Below are 3,440 nucleotides of genomic sequence, written 5' to 3' on the forward strand. Positions count from 1 at the left end.
GGTATTACCGGCGTGGGCAGTTACTACGGCGATGGCAGTACCCAACCGTCCCTCACCGGCACCGTCGGCTTTTTTGGGCAATTTGGCAATTTCTCCAAGCCCTATTTGGACTACACCGGCTTTAACATTGGCTACTCCCAGGGCATTCGGGGGGATGCTTCGCCATTTTTCTTTGACCGCTTTGCCGACACGGAGATAGTTAGCTTTGGTTTAACCCAACAAATCTACGGGCCATTGCGGTTTGGGGTGCAGGGAGCCTACAGTCTCACCGCCAACGAACAAATCAGCACTGACTACGTTTTGGAATATAGTCGCCGCACCTACAATATCCAACTGCGCTACAACCCCCAACTCCAAGTGGGCTCGATCAACCTACGCATCAGCGATTTCAACTGGAGTGGGAACCCGGGCACCTTTGATGGCAGTGACATCCGCCCCGTTACCCAAGGGGTTATCCGTTGAAGCTCAACATAGGCTGGGGCTGACAATTGTTCCCAAATTTATGTCTGCTTTTGTTGACATTTTTGTAGCGGAGGACACCGTTCAATTCTCGGCCTATGGACGGGGAAAAATTCAGATAATTTTAAAGGGATCAAGCCAAAATGACCTGATCCCCGGGTTTTTTATTATGTTAAGGGTCTTTATAAAGGTGACCCCGTGTTATTTCGTTGGATCAATTATGGCTGATCCCCAGGCGATTATCGTTTTTTTTAAGATTCTCTTTATAATTCTCATAATCATTTCTTATTAAGTTTTGTAATAAAATTATAGCCCAAGGGAATCAGGGGAGCAACCCATCCCCGGATCGGTTAGGTAGTCCTTGGGTTGTAGCTTTAGGCAAACTTACTCAAGGGCCCCCTGGAGGGTAACCCCCAGTTTTTGGGAAAGCCAAACCTCTATGTTCCTGATCGACCAGGGATAGAGGGGCTTGCCTGGTAACACCATGGGCTCCACCAAAATGGTAAACATCCCCAAACGGTTCCCCGCCAGCACATCGGTAAAGAGGCGATCGCCCACCATGGCAACAGCTTCCACCGGCAACTGCATTTCCGCAATGGCCTGGCGCAATTTACGACGAGAAGGTTTGGCGGCCCCATAGAGGAAGGGTAAATCTAGGGTTTGGGCCACCCCCCCAATGCGGGACTCGCTCATATTGTTGCTCACCAACCAAATGGGCAGTTTGGCTTTGATGGGATCAATCCACTCCCGCAACTCCTCTGACACCTGATCCCCCCTAAACGGCACCAGGGTTTCGTCCACATCCAACACTAAACCCTTGACCCCATGGCGATCGAGGATGGCGAGGGACAACTCCACAATGGTTTTACCCAAAACTAAATCCGGTTGTAGTAACTTTGCGCGGGTCATGGTGGGGCAAAAAATAAGGGAATTTAACAACAATAAGAATACAAGTGTGCGAGCACTATGGCAGATTAACCTGTTTTTTCAGCAGTCGAATTTCCGCTGGGGAAAGAAAGCGAAACTGGCCACTGCCCAGCACCTTTCCCCTGGTGTGCAACTGTAGGGGGCCAATGGTGCGGCGATGGAGTTTTAACACGGTCAATCCCAATTCTTCGGCCAAACGACGAATTTGACGATTGCGCCCCTCCGTTAGGGTAACTAACAGGTGAATTTGGTCTTTGGTTTCGGAAATTACCTCTAGGGTGGCCGGTAGGGTTTTTTTGCCATCTAACATCATGCCCGATCGCCATTTTTCCAGATCTTCATCGCTGGGATTGCCCGCCAGCCAAACATCATAGGTTTTGGGCAAATGGTAACGGGGATGGGTCAGACGGAGGGTCAACTCGCCGTCATTGGTGAGCAGGAGAGCGCCGGTGGAATTACGGTCTAACCGACCAACGGGATGTAGTCCTTTGCCCCGTTGTAAATCCTGGGGAAGTAGATCTAGCACTGTTTTCCGGCCCCTCGGGTCTTCACAGGTGGAAAGCACATCCCTCGGCTTATTGATGAGCAAGTAAAGATCTCGGGGGCGATTATCAGCCTTAATTTGTTTCCCATCCACCGAGAGAAAATCCCGCTGGGGATCGGCCTTGTCCCCCAAGCTAGCCACTTTGCCATTGACGCTGACCCGCCCCGCCAGAATCATTTCCTCCGCATGGCGACGGGAGGCAATGCCCCACTGGGAAAGCAATTTTTGAATACGTTCAGCCATAGGTTATCTGGCAACCTCAAAGGGAAGGGGAGAAAGGATAAGCACAACGGAAATTAATAGGGAATGAGACTCAATTATGCCAATTTATGCAGCGCCCACCATAATAGATCCGTCTCCTTTCCTCGTTCGCAGGCAATATACCAAGGCTCTATTGAGCTTTTTGGCCATGTCGGTGAAACTGAGTCTCTTTCACAACGATTGTATTTCCCCGACGATAAAGCTCTCTGACAGATGAGGTATTGATTAACATTGTTGATCCTGGGAAGGCATATTTATTGTTCAGCTCTACGCAGATTAAGCTTGTATATTGATTTTAGATGAGATTAAAACCATGCATATATTAACTTTAATTGGTTGTCCGTCTAGTGGCAAATCAACTGTTGCCAACAAAATTCTGCAAGAGAATTGCGATTATCAAATTGTTTCCACTGATAAAGTTAGGGCAAAATTATTTGGATATGAATTCATTCAAGGTAACTGGCAAGAGCTGGAAAATGAAGTTTTTAGACAAATAAAACAACATCTTAATGCAGGGTATCCAATTATTTATGATGCTACTAATGCTAAAAAGGCATGGCGGATAGAACTAATCCAAAAACTCAAACAGCTTGGCGATATTGATGTTATTGGTCTGTATGTAAAAACTCCATTAGAAATTTGTCAGCAATGGAATCAACAGAGAGAACGAAAAGTACCGGATTTTATAATTGAAGACTACCATCAAACCCTAAAACAATTTCCTCCAACGCCAGCAGAGGGCTTTACTACCGTCATAGACGTACTTTATGAGAATGGCAATCTTGCCTATCCAAAGAGTCTTTATGCCACCAGCAAAATCAAATCGGGGACAGGCTATGGCAGCTAGTGTCCTACCATGCTCGACATCAGGGAAGGTTCTATCCTCGGGCTCAACCCCTGTTAATTTTCCTGTTTTGGGTTAGTCCATTGCACATAAATCAATAAGAGAGCGAGCAAAAAGTAGCTCACTGCCCAACTGGCTCCAGCGCCCCAACCCAGGGCCATGACTGTGTCGGCCCCAGTCCATCGGTAACTATGCATTAATCCCAACCAGGATAGGACCCCAGCGGCGATCGCCCAGAGGGCAGCTAGGCCAAATTTCTGTTCAATGATGTAAACGGTCATAGCAGCGAGGATCATGGCCGAGAAAATTACTCCCTGTTCCAAAGCAAAGGCTCCGGTAATAAACAAATCTGCCTGTTGAAAAGCGGGTACTAACTCGGGAGTAATGGGATTATCCGGAGTACCT

General features: G+C 47.7%; 4 protein-coding genes and 1 pseudogene. 2 read left to right on the forward strand and 3 right to left on the reverse strand.

Features of this window, described 5'->3' with window-relative positions; genetic code table 11:
* A partial coding sequence (locus IQ219_RS18165) for a DUF3769 domain-containing protein (RefSeq protein WP_194073531.1) occupies positions 1-462 on the forward strand: 462 nt, incomplete at its 5' end.
* 381 nt (positions 463-843) lie between these two features.
* On the opposite strand, the gene IQ219_RS18170 is transcribed toward IQ219_RS18165, so the two are convergent.
* On the reverse strand, positions 844-1,401 hold the full coding sequence (locus IQ219_RS18170) for a YqeG family HAD IIIA-type phosphatase (protein ID WP_228017334.1): 558 nt from the start codon (positions 1,399-1,401) through the stop codon (positions 844-846).
* A 22-nt stretch (positions 1,402-1,423) separates the two neighbouring features.
* A complete protein-coding gene (locus IQ219_RS18175; RefSeq protein ID WP_194073533.1) occupies positions 1,424-2,173 on the reverse strand; it encodes a pseudouridine synthase in 750 nt (249 codons plus the stop codon).
* Positions 2,174-2,504: 331 nt separating this feature from the next.
* On the opposite strand from IQ219_RS18175, the gene IQ219_RS18180 reads away from it, so the two are divergent.
* On the forward strand, positions 2,505-3,038 hold the full coding sequence (locus IQ219_RS18180) for an ATP-binding protein (protein ID WP_194073534.1): 534 nt from the start codon (positions 2,505-2,507) through the stop codon (positions 3,036-3,038).
* A gap of 53 nt (positions 3,039-3,091) precedes the next feature.
* On the opposite strand, the pseudogene IQ219_RS18185 reads toward IQ219_RS18180, so the two are convergent.
* Positions 3,092-3,440 (reverse strand): annotated as a pseudogene (locus IQ219_RS18185) (NCS2 family permease); the annotation flags it as partial.

It is taken from the genome of Synechocystis sp. LEGE 06083, from assembly GCF_015207725.1.
Classification (GTDB): domain Bacteria; phylum Cyanobacteriota; class Cyanobacteriia; order Cyanobacteriales; family Microcystaceae; genus Synechocystis; species Synechocystis salina.

Excerpts from the sequence above, each read along its gene's own strand:
- IQ219_RS18175 (WP_194073533.1), bottom strand. The coding sequence starts at position 2,173 with ATGGCTGAACGTATTCAAAAATTGCTTTCCCAGTGGGGCATTGCCTCC.
- IQ219_RS18180 (WP_194073534.1), top strand. The coding sequence starts at position 2,505 with ATGCATATATTAACTTTAATTGGTTGTCCGTCTAGTGGCAAATCAACT.